This is a genomic window from Acinetobacter sp. SFA, from assembly GCF_001647535.1.
Classification (GTDB): Bacteria; Pseudomonadota; Gammaproteobacteria; order Pseudomonadales; family Moraxellaceae; genus Acinetobacter; species Acinetobacter pecorum.
Genome location: NZ_LSZI01000019.1, coordinates 1 through 14,663 on the forward strand (window position 1 = coordinate 1; position 14,663 = coordinate 14,663).

At 45.3% G+C, this 14,663-nt stretch carries 12 protein-coding genes, 1 rRNA gene and 1 pseudogene; 4 read left to right on the forward strand and 10 right to left on the reverse strand.

The window, feature by feature from the left end:
* Positions 1–272: 272 nt before the first annotated feature.
* Positions 273–387, forward strand: a 5S ribosomal RNA gene (rrf, locus tag AY607_RS11100).
* A 206-nt stretch (positions 388–593) separates the two neighbouring features.
* Positions 594–1,772, forward strand: coding sequence for a PQQ-dependent sugar dehydrogenase (locus tag AY607_RS11105; protein ID WP_064095157.1), 1,179 nt, complete (start codon positions 594–596; stop codon positions 1,770–1,772).
* Between the two features lie 379 nt (positions 1,773–2,151).
* Here the strand turns inward: AY607_RS11105 and AY607_RS11110 are convergent.
* The 5 genes and pseudogenes from AY607_RS11110 to ribF form a co-directional block, all read right to left on the reverse strand.
* Positions 2,152–2,694: pseudogene (locus AY607_RS11110) on the reverse strand (NADPH-dependent FMN reductase).
* 137 nt (positions 2,695–2,831) lie between these two features.
* Positions 2,832–3,314: an FKBP-type peptidyl-prolyl cis-trans isomerase gene (locus AY607_RS11115; protein WP_005105274.1), complete on the reverse strand. Its 483-nt coding sequence runs from the start codon at positions 3,312–3,314 to the stop codon at positions 2,832–2,834.
* Entirely contained in the window at positions 3,307–3,846 is a 540-nt protein-coding gene (lspA, locus tag AY607_RS11120; RefSeq protein ID WP_064095154.1) for a signal peptidase II, read from the reverse strand. Before lspA ends, AY607_RS11115 begins: the two co-directional genes overlap by 8 nt.
* A complete protein-coding gene (ileS, locus tag AY607_RS11125) occupies positions 3,839–6,685 on the reverse strand; it encodes an isoleucine--tRNA ligase (RefSeq protein ID WP_064095153.1) in 2,847 nt (948 codons plus the stop codon). The genes lspA and ileS overlap by 8 nt, the downstream gene beginning before the upstream one ends.
* Before the next feature lie 65 nt (positions 6,686–6,750).
* Positions 6,751–7,752 (reverse strand): bifunctional riboflavin kinase/FAD synthetase, encoded by a 1,002-nt coding sequence (gene ribF, locus AY607_RS11130; RefSeq protein WP_064102557.1) that lies wholly within the window; start codon positions 7,750–7,752, stop codon positions 6,751–6,753.
* A gap of 207 nt (positions 7,753–7,959) precedes the next feature.
* Here ribF and AY607_RS11135 point away from each other — a divergent pair, with 207 nt between their 5' ends.
* A complete protein-coding gene (locus AY607_RS11135) occupies positions 7,960–9,114 on the forward strand; it encodes a TDT family transporter (protein WP_064095151.1) in 1,155 nt (384 codons plus the stop codon).
* A gap of 105 nt (positions 9,115–9,219) precedes the next feature.
* Complete coding sequence (locus AY607_RS11140; protein WP_171254895.1) at positions 9,220–9,786, forward strand: 5'-nucleosidase; 567 nt, start codon at positions 9,220–9,222, stop codon at positions 9,784–9,786.
* A 64-nt stretch (positions 9,787–9,850) separates the two neighbouring features.
* Here the strand turns inward: AY607_RS11140 and AY607_RS11145 are convergent, their stop codons facing one another.
* The 5 genes from AY607_RS11145 to AY607_RS11165 all read right to left on the reverse strand — a co-directional run bounded on the left by AY607_RS11145 (position 9,851) and on the right by AY607_RS11165 (position 14,639).
* Complete coding sequence (locus AY607_RS11145) at positions 9,851–10,471, reverse strand: TetR/AcrR family transcriptional regulator (protein ID WP_064095150.1); 621 nt, start codon at positions 10,469–10,471, stop codon at positions 9,851–9,853.
* A 317-nt stretch (positions 10,472–10,788) separates the two neighbouring features.
* Positions 10,789–11,595, reverse strand: coding sequence for an ABC transporter ATP-binding protein (locus tag AY607_RS11150; protein WP_064102558.1), 807 nt, complete (start codon positions 11,593–11,595; stop codon positions 10,789–10,791).
* Positions 11,596–11,616: 21 nt separating this feature from the next.
* Positions 11,617–12,432: an aliphatic sulfonate ABC transporter permease SsuC gene (gene ssuC, locus AY607_RS11155; protein WP_064102559.1), complete on the reverse strand. Its 816-nt coding sequence runs from the start codon at positions 12,430–12,432 to the stop codon at positions 11,617–11,619.
* Positions 12,432–13,607 (reverse strand): FMNH2-dependent alkanesulfonate monooxygenase, encoded by a 1,176-nt coding sequence (ssuD, locus tag AY607_RS11160; RefSeq protein WP_064102560.1) that lies wholly within the window; start codon positions 13,605–13,607, stop codon positions 12,432–12,434. Before ssuD ends, ssuC begins: the two co-directional genes overlap by 1 nt.
* Positions 13,608–13,643: 36 nt before the next feature.
* Positions 13,644–14,639 (reverse strand): aliphatic sulfonate ABC transporter substrate-binding protein, encoded by a 996-nt coding sequence (locus tag AY607_RS11165; protein ID WP_064102561.1) that lies wholly within the window; start codon positions 14,637–14,639, stop codon positions 13,644–13,646.
* Positions 14,640–14,663 lie beyond the last annotated feature (24 nt).

A 14,663-nucleotide genomic window follows, 5' to 3' on the forward strand; every position in this document is an offset into this window, starting at 1 on the left:
TGGATGTGGAAGTGCAGTGATGCATGAAGCTGACCAATACTAATTGCTCGTGAGGCTTGACTATACAACACCCAAACAGTTGTTGTATAACGCTCGATTGATTCGATATTAAGCAAAACAGCTTGATTTAGTGAACGCTAAAGAACAAATGAGAGTATAATTAAGCACTGCTTAGTTCTACTCGCAAGAACTCAGATATACCTGTTAATGAATTCTATTTGACCAAGCCTTGGCATCTAAATAAGACCAAATGCAAAGTCATGAACAGTTGTGCTGGCGACCATAGCAAGAGTGAACCACCTGATCCCTTCCCGAACTCAGAAGTGAAACCTCTTAGCGCTGATGGTAGTGTGGGATTACCCATGTGAGAGTAAGTCATCGCCAGCTCATTATTCGAAACACCCCCGGTCTAAAGGCCGGGGGTGTTTTTTTAGGCCTGGAGTTTAGTCGAAAGCTTAGTCACTCATTCTTTATTAAAATAAATTCTATTTATAATTTTTAAAATATATCTATTTACTTTTCTATGCTGAATTTAGACCAGAAACTCTGTATCTTGATGTTAATTTGGACAATAAATCAGTATGGAGAAGATAATGTTATCGCAATTTAAAATAAAAATTTTACTTAGTTGCTGTGCTTTGGCATTTACTGCCTGTCATGCAGAAAATTCCTCCTCTAGCTCTGAGACTGCTCAACAGACTTCTATAGCTACTCATGCATCCGATTCAGTCTCTTCAAGCATGCAAAAATATAAGGTTGAACAGGTTGCTCAATTTAATGAACCTTGGGCAATTGCCACCTTAAATGATGGCCAGCTGCTGATTACTGAGCGTAAAGGAAAATTGCAGCTCTTTGATCCCAAAAATAAGAAAAAAATCGAGGTGAAAGGCATACCTCAGGTTGCGTATGGAGGCCAAGGCGGCTTAGGTGAAATTGCTTTACATCCAGATTTTGCAAAGAATCAGTGGGTATATCTGAGTTATGCTGAAAAGGGTCAAGGTGGATATGGTGCTGTGGTTGTTCGTGGCAAACTTGATTTGAGCCAGCCTACCCCCCAACTGAAACAGATTAAACGGATCTGGACTCAAGTTCCCAAATTTTCGGGTCAGGGGCATTATGCGCATCGAATAGTGTTTGGGCCGGATGGCAAGTTATGGATCAGTTCGGGGGAGCGTCAGCAATTTGATCCTGCACAGGACATGCAATCCAATGCCGGTAAAATTATTCGCCTGAATGATGATGGTTCAATTCCTGCCGATAATCCCTTTATGAATCAGGGTAAAATTGCCCAGCAGGTTTGGAGTCTTGGACATCGTAATCCTCTGGGAATGGCGTTTGATCCCAAAGGGCAGCTTTGGGTCATTGAAATGGGACCGAAAGGCGGTGATGAACTGAACAAGATTATCAAGGCTAAAAATTATGGCTATCCTTTAGTATCAAATGGCGATCATTATGATGGCAAGCCCATTCCTGACCACAGTACCCGTCCTGAATTCGAAGCTCCGGCACTGGACTGGACACCAGTAATTTCTCCTTCAGATTTGCTGTTTTATACTGCGAATATCTTCCCACAATGGAAAAATAAGGCAATTGTAACCGGTTTGTCTTCCAAGGCAATCGTGATTGTAGATACCACTCAGACCCCAGTAAAAGAAATCCAGCGTCTGAATATGAAAGAACGGATTCGTGGGGCTGCCCAGGCAGAGGATGGTTCGTTATGGGTCATTGAGGATGGTCCGCAAGTCAACCTGTTAAAAATGACAGCACCTTAATCCGCTTTTTAAAGATATGGGGCTAAGAGAAATATCATCCGGAAACTGGAAAATCTCGAGATTGTAAGCTGCCGATGGGCTCTATCTCTGATTTCAGGTTGATGTCTGATACTGAGAAATGACTATTCAAGCCAAAACAAATCGTTTAAAACAAAAAAGCCTCAACATCCTGTTGAGGCTTTTCTGGATTTGCTTCTCAGATCTGACTCCTGTCTAATCTGTCAACGTCCTGTTGATTTGCGCTTTTTATTGTTGTGGTATCGCTTTGCAGACTTTCTGTCTGTCTATGCATTCACTATAGCCTTGCAGAAAATTAAGGTATAGCCGCCAAATACCGCGCTGCATGTAGGCTAAAACGTACAGGATTTCCGTCTAATCATTAGGCACTGACATACCGAATCAGTTTATCTACAGCAGCTTTTAAATTTTTATTATCGAATTCATTGCCCTGGAAGGAATAATCTTTGTTCCGTGCAAAAATATCCCGAATTTCGATGACAGCATTAGTATCCACCAGTCCAAGCTGAGTACCCACTTGACGAATCTGGTCAATTGAACGTGAGCCATTGGTCGCGCCATAACCAATATAAGCTGCCGGTTTGCCCTGCCATTCCTTGCCGAGATAGTCCAGGGCATTTTTCAGAGCTGGACTATAGCCATGATTATACTCAGGTGTGACAAAAATAAAGGCATCTCCAAGCGCAATCTTGTCTGCCCACTCTTACTGTTTGGGCTGATCATAAATCCCGGTCAGGGGAGGATGAGCGCCAGCAAATAGCGGAAGATCCCATTCTTTTAAATCGACAATTTCAGTTTCCAAAGTGCTAAAGGTATAACTTTTAATTTCCTGCAGTACCCAATGCGCCACTTTAATTGCAGTACGCCCCTCACGCACGCTCCCAACCACAATATAAATTTTCATATTTAGTCCTTTTTCAGGGTCTTAATCATCAAATTAAATTAATTAGATTTCAGAAAGGTGACTAGACATGATTTGTATCCGGAACATAAAAAAAGCTCCCGAAGGAGCTTTTTTAAATCAGTCAATTAGTTGAAACTTTACATCAGTTTAATGCCTTGCTGGCCAGCAGGTGTCACTTTAAAGATTTCCACTTCAAAGGTGATGTTCTTGCCTGCCAATGGATGGTTAAAGTCCACTTCGGTAATATCATCATTGACTGATCTGACTACGCCATACAGGGTGGCCTTGGCTTTGTCTTCAAACTCGATCATGTGACCTTCGATCGGACGTTCTCCGAATTTTACCGTGTCAAATTTCTGGATGTTTTCTGGATTCCATGGCCCAAAAGCATCTTCTGGTGGCAGGCTGACCGTGCGACGGTCACCGGCACGTAAGCCAATCAGTGCTTTTTCAAAACCAGGCAGTAGATTGCCATCGCCAATCACCAGGCTGACTGGTTCTTCACGGCTACGGGTATTATCAATTTCCACGCCATTTTCGATTGCGACAGAAAAGTGCAGCTCGACTTTAGAACCGTCTGCAACCCGGGTTTCTTCGTTGGGATGAATAAAATCAGTCATGTTGTGCTTGCGCCCGTTGAATTCGATGTTTTTCTAAGAAAAAGGTATCAATCAGCATCAGAATAGTACCTATAGTAATGGCACTGTCTGCAATATTGAAAGCAGGGAAGTGGCTGTTCTGGTAATACACATGAATAAAATCGACCACATAGCCAAGGCTGATCCGGTCGATTAAATTACCGATGGCACCGCCCAGAATCAGGGCTATCGCCAGCGGCAAGATTTTCATGTCTTTTGGCATACGCATCAGCCAAAACACGAAGACCACAGACACTAAACCTGCCAGTGAAGTAAAGAAATAGCGTTGCCAACCACCGGCATCGGACAGAAAACTAAAGGCAGCGCCATAGTTATGTAGCAGTGTCCAATTTAAAAAGGGCAGTACAGGAACAGGATCTGCATAATTCAGATTTGTTACTGCAATCCATTTGGTCCATTGATCCAGAATGATCGCCAGAATGGCCAGTCCAATCCACCATAAATTATGTGGATAGAACTGGAATAAGCCCTTTTTCGTGTGGGTATTAGGCATACTTTCTCTCTTCGCCTTGGCCTGTAGGAAGGTTAATGATACAACGGCCGCATAGTCCCGGATGTGAGCTATGTGTATTCACATCTGGAAGAACATGCCAGCAGCGTACACATTTTTCGCCATCTGCCGCAGAAACTTTCACGTGAAGACCTTCAAGATCAGATGCTTCACCTTGAGCTGCATCAAACTCATTCACCAGCACTTGTGACGTAATCAATACGAAACGAAGTTCGTCACCCAGTTTATCAAGTACCGCTTTCAGTTCGTTCGACGCCCAAAGTTCAACTTTGGCTGACAAGTTGGAACCCACTGTTTTCGCAGTACGCGCTGTCTCGATAAACTTGTTCACCGCAGATTTCACCGCAATCAGGGTTTGCCATTCCGTTTCTGTCACGATGTTGGCTTCAGTCGCTACAGGAATGTCATACCATTCCGCAGTAAACACATATTTCTCTGTTTGTTCAGGAATTAATGGCCAAGCTTCTTGTGCTGTGAAGCTCAAGATCGGTGCCATCCAGCGAACAAATGCCTGTACCAGGTGATACAACGCAGTTTGTGCAGAATGACGTGCTTGTGAGTCTGCTTTGGTGGTGTACTGACGGTCTTTGATGATGTCGAGGTAGAAACCACCCAGGTCATTGATACAGAAGTTAGTCAAGGCGCTGGTGACGATATGGAAGTTCATATCTTCATAGGCTTGCTGAACAGTTTTCTGTACCTCAGCTGCACGTTGCAGGATGTATTGATCCAGTGCAATCAACTGATTTACAGGCAATGCATCGGTAGACGGTTTGAAGCCATTCAGGTTCGCCAACAAGAAACGAAGCGTGTTACGGATACGACGGTAACCATCAGAGGCACGGCTAAAGATTTCCTTACCAGCCGTCATTTCATAACGGTAATCCGCAGAGGCGATCCAGAAACGTAAGCCATCTGCACCCATATCTTTAATGATGTCTTGCGGTGTGATGACGTTACCGATCGACTTAGACATCTTGCGGCCTTTTTCATCGACCACGAAACCGTGGGTCAGCAGACCTTTATATGGCGCACGTTCATTGATCGCAATCGACGTTAACAAAGACGATTGGAACCAGCCACGGTGCTGGTCAGAACCTTCCAGATATAAATCAGCAGGATCAGTCAGTTCTTCGCGTTCACGCAGTACCGCAAAGTGTGTTGTACCCGAGTCGAACCATACGTCCAGCGTATCGCGTACCGCGTTGTAGTGTTCAGCATCATCACCGATGAACTCAGATGCATCACGGTTGTACCAGCCGTCAATCCCTTCCTGCTCGATCAGTTTCGCGACTTCTTCGATCAGTTCAGGCGTACGTGGATGTAGCTCATTGGTGTCTTTATGCACGAAGAACGGGATTGGCACACCCCAAGTACGTTGACGCGAGATACACCAGTCCGGACGACCTTCGATCATCGCCTGAATCCGGTTTTTACCCCAGTCCGGCACAAAGCTGATCTCATTTTCGATTGCGTTTAATGCGCCTTGACGTAAACCTTTTGCATCCATGCTGATGAACCATTGTGGTGTCGCACGGAAGATAATTGGAGTTTTATGACGCCAGCAGTGTGGGTAGCTATGTTTGATGACGACATGTGCCCAAAGCTTGCCTGCTCCAGTCAATGTTTCAATAATTTTGGGGTTGGCTTTGTAGATATGCTCGCCTGGAAAGATTGGCGAGGTTGGTAAATACACACCATTTCCGCCGACCGGGTTGTCTACTTTAAGGTTATAAATCAGGCCAACTTTATAATCGTCTACACCATGGCCCGGTGCAGTATGAACGGCACCTGTACCACTGGTTGCAATCACGTGTTCACCCAAAATAACGGGAACTTGACGGTCGGCAATCAGAGGGTGCTGTAATTGTAAGTTTTCAAGTTTGCTGCCTGTAAAGTCAGCAAGAACTTCAAAAGACTCGAAGCCATAGCGTTCTGTTGCTGATGCAACCAAATCTTTTGCAAGAATAAGGTTTTGTGCCACTTTATTTTCACCAACGGCTTTCACCAATTGGTATTCAATCTCTGCATGCAGAGCAACGGCCTGGTTGGCAGGTAGCGTCCAAGGTGTCGTGGTCCAGATCACGATGTCCGTTGAATCGGTAACGGTTACACCCAAGCGTGCAGATAAATCAGCTAAATCTACAACGGTAAAACCCACATCAATCGCGTCGGATTTTTTATCTTCGTATTCAACTTCTGCTTCAGCCAGAGATGAACCACAGTCCAGACACCAGTTCACCGGTTTCAGACCAGGTTCGATATGGCCTGCTTTGGCAATGGCACCAAGCGAACGTACGATATCCGCTTCCTGTTTGAAGTTCATGGTCAGGTACGGATTGTCCCAGTCGCCGAACACGCCCATACGCACGAAGTCTTTTTTCTGTAATTCAACTTGTGTGTAGGCATATTCACGGCAGGCTTTACGGAAAGTTGAAGCATCGACTTTTACGCCGACTTTACCGACTTTTTCTTCGACTTTCAGTTCGATTGGCAGACCATGACAGTCCCAGCCCGGTACATACGGCGCATCAAACCCGTCCATGACACGGCTTTTGATAATGATGTCTTTTAAAACTTTATTGACTGCATGGCCCAAATGGATTTGACCATTGGCATAAGGAGGGCCGTCATGAAGCACGTATTTTTTCTTGCCAATACGCGATGCACGAATCTGCTGATAAATGTTGTCGGCATACCACTCTTCTAACCATTTCGCTTCACGTACTGCCAAATTTGCCTTCATTGCAAAGTCAGTACCTGGGAGGTTCAGCGTGGCTTTATAGTCCACTGCATTTTCAGGAGTTTGCTTATCGCTCATGCAAGTCGTCTTCCAATCTAATCAGTTTATGTCACTGACACGTTTTACAATAAAAATATGGGATATTAAAAGGGAAAAGTGGGGTGATTTCGACGAAACTCAAGCAGTTTCTCGACATCATCATCAATTCCGGCTTTTAGCGCTTCAAGCGAAGGATAGTCCTTTTCGCCATGTAAATAGTTTAAGAACGTCACCCGCATCAACAGGCCATACAGATTAGCAGAAACATCTGGAAAATGTACTTCTAATCGCCATTCCGGATGCGCTTGTTTAATGGCTGGACGGGTGCCGACATGACCTGCCCCAAACAGGGCCGTCGGTTCATAGCCTGGAATACCTGTTTGCGCTGGAGTATCAGCTTTTACCTTGTCTTTTAAGGATAAGGTTTCGCAAATAACCTCAACTCCGTAAATCCCCTTCAGGCAGGGCTTATGGCGGTTGAGGCGGATATTGATAGTTGGAAAATCAAGGGTTCGACCAATCTGATCGCCATACTGTACCCGCCCGGTAATACTGTAAGGACGGCCCAGCAGCTGTGCGGCCAGAGCCAGATCACCTGCGAGCAAAGTCTGGCGAATCCGGGTAGAACTGACCCGTTCACCATCCAGAGCAATGGTATTTAAATTGGTGACTTCAAAGCCATAATTGCGCAGAAATTCGCTGTTGCCCTGGCGGTTTTTACCAAAGTGAAAATCATCACCCAAGACCAGATGCTGCGCATTGAGTTTTTCTTTTAAAATATCGGCAAAGGCTTCTGCGGTCAGGCTGCGAAAGCTATAGTCAAATTTTGCCACTGCAATATAGTCCACACCGAGTTCAGTCAGGTATTCGACTTTTTCACGCAGTGATGAAATACGCGGTGGTGCTTCATAACCTTTAAAGTATTCAAGCGGTTGTGGCTCGAAAATCATCACTACAGATTTTAAACCCTGTGCTTTGGCCACCTGTTGCAGCTGACGGATCATGGCCTGATGACCTAAATGCACGCCGTCAAAATTACCGATAGTCACGGCAGTTTTGGGTAACTTGGAATGAGACGCTAAAGCATTTAGACGGAGCAGCTGCATGGGCAAATCAAGTGCTTAGAAATTTCGAGAGGCTATATATTGCCATAATCTCAGCGTTTCGTCTTGTTGTTGTGTTTTTAGACAATAAAATTAATGCAATGATGAATTTATAATCAATTAAATTGATAATAAAAATGAATATTAATCAATTTAATTTATATTCAATTATTCGTATGATGGTTCTAACATCCTTTCAGAGTGAAGCTGATGAAAAAGCCATTTGCCGATTTAAATCGAGTTTCTGACCTGATCCGTGAGTTCACACCGAACTGGTTCACAGTAACCATGGGTACCGGTATTGTCGCTTTAATCATCGCAGAATCTCCGCTGGCATCTGAGCTTTTCTGGCAAATGGGTGCCGGGCTTTGGCTTTTGAATATCATCTTATTTGTTGCTTTCCTGAGTCTTTATGCACTGCGCTGGATTTATTACCCAGTTGAAGCCAAACAGATTTTTCAGCATCCAAATATGAGTTTATTTTTGGGTGCAATCCCGATGGGGCTTGCCACAATCATCAATGGCTTTCTTAAATTTGGTATTGTTCAAATGGGCGATATTGCCGTACAGATTGCAGGACTACTTTGGTATGTCGATGTTGCACTTGCGGTTCTGATTGCGTGGGCCGTGCCATTTTTTATGTATAGCCGGCAGAAGCATGAGTTTAAAAGCATGACAGCAGTGTGGTTGCTGCCCATCGTGGCATGTGAGGTTGCTGCAAGTAGTGGGGGATTGTTATTGGCCCATCAGGAGCCAACTCAACAGAGCGTCATGATTCTACTCGGCAGCTATATGCTGTGGGGAATTTCAGTTCTGCCTGCATTTGGAATTCTGAGCATTTTAATGTTGCGTCTGGCTTTACATCAGTTACCTGAAAAAGAAATGGCCATTAGCAGTTGGCTTGCCCTTGGGCCAATTGGTACAGGTGCATTGGCATTGTTATTACTGGGTCATCAGGCACCGCAAGTGTTGGCAGTGATAGATCAATACAGACTGGGGCTATTTTTAGAACAGGTGGGTATTATGGGTGCCTTAATCCTGCTTGGCTTTGCTGTCTGGTGGTTTGGTATCGCCTTATTGACTACCTTATCTCATGCCAGAAAGCAGTTGCCCTTTAACTTGGGCTGGTGGGGACTCACCTTTCCAATCGGTGTATTTACTTTGGCGATATTTAATCTAGCTGCCGCACTAGAGCTTCAATTTTTATATGCGGTTGCTTATGCACTGGGAGGTGTATTAGTCATGTTATGGATACTGGTTGCAACTAAAACGGCAGCGGGTTTTTACCATGGAAATTTAATCTTTTCACCTTGCCTTAAACAGTATTTGCAAAAGCAGCAAATTGCGAAGGCCACAGAAAAATAAGAATGCAATTCCCTGTATGACTGGGCATTTAAAATGATGCAGCTCAGGCTGCCTTGTGCTGCTGTTTTATGGTATATCACTGCCCATACAGCGCAGGAGACGATTGTGAGTCAAGAAATTGCATTAATCATGGCACTTCCGAATGAGTCTAAAGGCTTGTTTGAAGCAGAAGGTATTGAAGTACATTACAGCGGGATTGGCAAAATTAATGCGGCCTTTAAAGCCTTTGAAGTGATTCAGAAGACGGGTTGCACTACCTTACTGAACTTGGGTACAGCAGGGAGTACGCATTTTAATGCACACGAACTGATTGAAGTGAGCCAGTTTGTACAGCGTGATATGGATGTTTCACCACTTGGTTTTGAAATCGGCGTTACACCGATGGATCAGCATTTCCCGGGTGCTATTGAGCTGGAATCGTTCTTTGAACATTTGCCGAAAGGGATTTGCGGGACAGGTGACAGTTTTGAAACCAGCATGTCGAAAGTCACGTGTAATCTGGTTGATATGGAAGGCTATGCTTTGGCAAAAGTCTGTAAAAAACTTGGTGTTCGCCTGATTTCAGTCAAATATATCAGTGATGGTGCCAATGAAACTGCGCATCTGGACTGGGAAGAGAATCTGTTGCTGGGTGCGAGGAAGTTATTAGATTTATATCGAATGGTAAAATAAAAGGGAGGCTTAAGTTTGCTCGGCGACCATAGGAGCTATGGCCGTATGCCAATCATAAGTGCGCTTATTGATCCTTACGTGGGATCACGCCATATAACATCATGTTTACCGTATGCTGGATAATGCGTTGCTGCATGCTGCGGTTACGCAAGGTTTTACCTGTGACCATTTCCATCTGAATGGAGAAATCTGCATAGTTTTGGGTGATGGCCCAAATATTCAGAATCAGTAATTCAGGATCAATATTCGCAGAGATTTTGCCTTGTTCCTGCCAGTTGGAAATCACTTTGGCTTTGCGCTTCACCAGTTTTTTCAGCGGGCCTTTTAAAATCTCCAGAATATGCGGTGCTCCTTGAATCACTTCTAAAGCAAATAAACGTGATGCTTTAGGCTGGGTACGCGACACTTCAATTTTTTGCATTAAATAATTGGTGATCGCTTCTTCAGGTTCAAGTTCTGCTTCAAGGGTTTGTAAAGGCGCCAGCCATTTTTGTAGAACGGTGGTTAATACCTCGACATACAGGGCTTCTTTATTTTCATAATAATAGAAAATATTCGACTTATGCATTTCTGCAATTTGTGCGATTTCATCCAGACTTGCCCCACTAAAACCATATAGGGAAAATACGTCTAGTGCAGCATTTAGCAGCTGATTGCGCTTTTGAGTGCTCTTTTTTTGTTCCATTAGCAAATATAAAAACAATGAAAAAAGGGAATCTTCAATTGTACGGCAAATCATCAGATTTGTGCACACAGTCACAGGCTAATTTTTTGAATAATGATGATTTATTCTCTAGATTAATATTTAAAACAGGCTAGATCCATCCACACAGAGAAAATTCAAGTTTCTGAAAATATTTCGTTTTCTCGTTGGTCTTGTGACTAAATGACAGAGGAGAGTGAAGTTCAAAGGATGGAAATTGAAGTATATCGGATTAAACTTAAGATAATTTTTAAGCATCAAACCCATAACCCTGTGTGATTTTGGGTTTGATCCAAGCTTCAGGTTGCTAAAACCGCTTTTAGGACCTGCTGTTCCAGTTCTGCAAATTTGACACTTTTTTGCCGGGGACGAGGTAAATTAACCCTAAACTCTTTGGGAATATGACCTTTGTCCAGCAAGATAATCCGGTCTGCCAGTTGCACGGCCTCACTGACATCGTGGGTCACCAGAATGGCGGTAAAACCTTGTTCGGTCCAGAGACGCTCAATCAGGCTTTGCATTTCCAGTCGTGTCAGGGCATCCAGGGCGCCGAGCGGTTCATCCAGCAGCAGAATGCGCGGCTGATGCGATAACGCTCGTGCCAAAGCGGTACGTTGCCGTTGTCCTCCGGAAAGCTGTGAAGGCCAAAGTCCGGCTTTTTCTTTGAGGCCGACCTTTTCCAGCATTTGCGAAGCTTTGGCATGCTGCTCCTTCGGTAAACCGAGTTGCACATTCTGTTCGATGCTGCGCCAGGGCAACAGGCGAGGGTCCTGAAACATCACCCGGATATCATCTGCAGTAATGCCTTCACGAATATGTCGGGCGGACTTAAACTTGATTTCGCCATAGCTCTGTTTTTCTAGGTCAGCGATCAGGCGCAATAAGGTACTTTTACCACAACCACTGCGACCGACAATCGCTAGAAATTCACCTGGCTGGATATGCAGGTCCAGGTCTTGCAGAACTTTGACCGAACCGTAAAATTTGTGCAGCTGTTCAATGATAATTTCGGCACCAAGCACTGTAGCAGGATTGATCTCTGCCGCAGGTTGCTCGAGTGGTCTAATCGGGTCATTGGCATGACGCCCTAAACTGAGATCAGTCATCACATGCTCCTTATTTATTCTTTATTTTTGATACCCGGCATGCCAGCGCAGCAGGAATCGTTCTAAAGCGACGGCCAGGACATCGGCCAGTTTGCCCAGCAGGGCATACAGTAAAATACCTACCAGAACCACATCGGTTTGCAAGAATTCACGTGCATTCATGGTCATATAGCCAATACCGGACTGGGCAGAAATGGTTTCGGCAACGATCAAAAGTACCCAGACCAGACCCAGAGAAAAACGCAGGCCGACCAGAATTGACGGCATCGCACCCGGCAGAATAATTTCTCTATAAAGCTGCCAGCGAGTTAAACCATAGCTTTTTCCCATCTCTATTAATTGTGGATCGACCGAGCGGATACCGTGATAAGTATTGATATAAATTGGGAAAAATACCCCAATCGCCACCAAGAACAATTTGGCGGATTCATCAATCCCAAACCATAAGATCACTAGGGGAATGAGTGCCAGTGCAGGAATATTGCGGATCATCTGCAAGGTCGTATCGAGCAGGGTAGAGGCAGTTCTGGATGAGCCATTTAACAGTCCCAGTAATAGACCCAAACCACCCCCCACCAATAATCCGCTGATGGCACGTCCTGCACTGACTTGCACATGTGTCCATAGTTCACCGCTGAGCAATAAATTCCAGAAGGCTAAAACTACGGCACTCGGTGCAGGCAGAATCCGGCTTTCCAGCAGGCCTGTGCTAGAGGCAATTTGCCAAACTGCAATCAAGAAAATTGGAACCAGCCAGGGCAGCAGGTGCTGCCCCAGAATTGTTCCACGTGAAACCGGTTTTTGGGCCAGGGTTTCAACGGAAACGACTTTTGACATTAAGCAGACTCCTGAATTTTCTCAGCCTGCTTGTTCTCGTCCGGTGTGTAGTTGTTCGCCACGATTTCACCAAATGGACCGGTCAAGTTTGGTTGAGTGAGTTTTTGCTGGGTTTCCAGTGGAAGTAAAGGGAATACTAGTTCGGCAAAACGGATTGATTCTTCCAGATGTGGGTAGCCTGAGAAAATAAAGGTGCTGATTCCCAGATCTGCATATTCCTGGATACGTGCAGCGACAGTTTCTGGATCGCCGACCAGTGCCGTACCGGCACCACCACGTACCAGACCTACACCTGCCCACAGGTTCGGAGAAACTTCGAGTTTGCTGCGGTCGCCGTTATGCAGTTCTGCCATACGGCGCTGACCGACCGAGTCCATGGATTTAAACTTGGCTTGGGCCGCAGCGATAGTGGCATCATCCACATATTGAATCAGTTCTTCAGCCGCCGCCCAGGCCTGCTCATTGGTTTCGCGTACGATCACGTGTAAACGGATCCCGTAATTCAGTTCACGACCTTTAGCTGCAGCCTTGGCTTTTACCACTGCAATTTTCTCTTTGACTGCGGCCGGTGGCTCGCCCCAGGTCAGGTAGGTGTCGACCTGATCCGTAGCCAGTTCAATGGCATCATCCGATGAACCGCCAAACCATAAAGGTGGATGTGGTTGCTGAATTGGTGGATACAGCAATTTTGCCTCATCGACACTTAAGCGTTCGCCATGGAAACTAAAGCTTTCCCCAGTATGTGAACGTTTTAAAATTTCACGCCAGATAGTGGTGTATTCGGTCGCCGTTTTATAGCGGGTTGTGTGATCTTCATAGACGCCATCACCTTTTAACTCCTGTTCGTCACCGCCAGTCACCAGATTCAGCAGCACCCGGCCATTGGACAAACGGTCAAAGGTCGCAGCCATGCGTGCAGCCAGAGCCGGGGTGGTCACGCCCGGGCGCAGGGCCACCAGGAATTTTAATTTTTTGGTCGCGTCAATCAGGCTGGCTGCAGTTAACCATGGATCTTCACAAGAACGGCCGGTTGGAATCAGGACACCTTCATAACCTAAGTTATCTACCGCAACGGCAATCTGCTTCATGTAGGCATGATCTACAACACGTGCGCCCTTGCTGGTGCCTAAGTAACGACTGTCACCATGAGTGGGGATAAACCAGAAAATTTTCATGTGATATTCCTTAAATTAAATCATCTTGTTTGCTAATTAATGTGTGGCTGCTGGCGACCAGATCTGTTGCTGGACGCTGATGGTTTTGGGAATCAGTTGAACCTGCTGGAAGAGATTGGCAATATTCTGTTGGGCTTTGATCACTTCCGTCGTTAAAGGCTGAACCGGCGAAGGTTTAAGACGACGCTCAAATGCAAGCTTTGCCACTTCTGGTTTCAGACCGGTACTTTTCTGATAAATATCTAGGGCTACAGCCTGGTTTTTAAGAATCCACTGGTCAGAGGCATTTAAAGCCTGAATAAACTTCTCGGGACTATCCGGATGCTTCTGAATAAATTCGGGATTGCCGATATAAAAGGAGTAGGTTTGCGGAAAGTCACTGGATTCAATCAGTACCTTCACCTGGCTGTCGAACTCGGCTGCGCCCAGGAAGGGATCCCAGATTGCCCAGGCGTCAATGGCTTTTTTGTCAAAAGCAGCACGTGCATCCGCGGGTGGAAGCCAGACGGCTTGAATCTCTGACCAGCTTAAGCCGGCTTTTTCCAGAGTTTTGGCCAGAAGTTCATGGGCACTTGAACCTTTCTGCACCGCGATCCGTTTTCCTTTCAACTGTTGAATCGTCTGGATGGCACTGTCTTTCGGCACGACCACGGCCAAAGAGTTTCCAGCCACTTTTTCAAAGGCTACATAGCTCAGGGCTTTATCTGCAGCCTGGGCAAAAATGGGTGGGGTATTCCCTACATAGCCATAATCCACTGCACCGACTGCCAGTGCTTCCAGCATTTGTGGACCCGCCGGAAACTCTTTCCACTCAATTTTGGTATTGGGAAATTGTTGTTCTAACAGCTTTTCATTGCGTGCTACCAGCAGATTCAAGGCTGATTTCTGAAAGCCAATCGCAATGCTTTGTACCTGTTGTGCTGCTTTGGTTTCTGCAGCAGCCGTTTGCTGTGATTCCTGTTTCTGGCAGCCAGTCAGACTAAAGCTCAATAACGCTAAGCTGATATAAAAAACTGTTTTTAAATGACTCATTTTTATTCTCAAAGTATTCTGCTG

Excerpts from the sequence above, each read along its gene's own strand:
- AY607_RS11165 (WP_064102561.1), bottom strand. The coding sequence starts at position 14,639 with ATGAGTCATTTAAAAACAGTTTTTTATATCAGCTTAGCGTTATTGAGC.
- AY607_RS11135 (WP_064095151.1), top strand. The coding sequence starts at position 7,960 with ATGAAAAAGCCATTTGCCGATTTAAATCGAGTTTCTGACCTGATCCGT.
- AY607_RS11115 (WP_005105274.1), bottom strand. The coding sequence starts at position 3,314 with ATGACTGATTTTATTCATCCCAACGAAGAAACCCGGGTTGCAGACGGT.
- AY607_RS11150 (WP_064102558.1), bottom strand. The coding sequence starts at position 11,595 with ATGACTGATCTCAGTTTAGGGCGTCATGCCAATGACCCGATTAGACCA.
- lspA (WP_064095154.1), bottom strand. The coding sequence starts at position 3,846 with ATGCCTAATACCCACACGAAAAAGGGCTTATTCCAGTTCTATCCACAT.
- ileS (WP_064095153.1), bottom strand. The coding sequence starts at position 6,685 with ATGAGCGATAAGCAAACTCCTGAAAATGCAGTGGACTATAAAGCCACG.
- ribF (WP_064102557.1), bottom strand. The coding sequence starts at position 7,752 with ATGCAGCTGCTCCGTCTAAATGCTTTAGCGTCTCATTCCAAGTTACCC.
- AY607_RS11145 (WP_064095150.1), bottom strand. The coding sequence starts at position 10,471 with ATGGAACAAAAAAAGAGCACTCAAAAGCGCAATCAGCTGCTAAATGCT.
- AY607_RS11105 (WP_064095157.1), top strand. The coding sequence starts at position 594 with ATGTTATCGCAATTTAAAATAAAAATTTTACTTAGTTGCTGTGCTTTG.
- ssuC (WP_064102559.1), bottom strand. The coding sequence starts at position 12,432 with ATGTCAAAAGTCGTTTCCGTTGAAACCCTGGCCCAAAAACCGGTTTCA.
- ssuD (WP_064102560.1), bottom strand. The coding sequence starts at position 13,607 with ATGAAAATTTTCTGGTTTATCCCCACTCATGGTGACAGTCGTTACTTA.